This is a genomic window from Streptococcus suis (genome assembly GCF_002964045.1).
Lineage (GTDB): Bacteria > Bacillota > Bacilli > Lactobacillales > Streptococcaceae > Streptococcus > Streptococcus suis_U.
Genome location: NZ_POPB01000595.1, coordinates 1 through 334, shown reverse-complemented (window position 1 = coordinate 334; position 334 = coordinate 1). Strand labels below are relative to the sequence as shown.

Genomic DNA, 334 nt, shown 5'->3' with positions numbered 1-334 from the left:
TTTTTGGTTTGTAATAGCAGTATAGTTATAAGCATGCTTAATCAAACCACCAAGGAAATGGTAAGCAGTTTGAGACAGCTGCATACCGCGAGGATCCTCTGGATCAAAGAAGGCATTGTTTCCATCCTTGTCAAAGAGGGACATGTTACAGTGCATACCTGAGCCAGCAATACCAAACTTAGGCTTGGCCATAAATGTCGCATACATACCATGCTTACGAGCAATTGTTTTAACAACTAACTTGAAGATTTGAATATTGTCGCAAGCTTTTAAGACGTCCGCATATTTGAAGTCAATTTCATGCTGACCTACTGCCACTTCGTGATGGCTCGCT

General features: G+C 41.3%; 1 pseudogene. It reads right to left on the bottom strand.

Annotation, left to right across the window (positions count from 1 at the left end):
* Positions 1-334, bottom strand: a pseudogene (locus tag C1E99_RS13055) (glutamine synthetase); the annotation flags it as partial.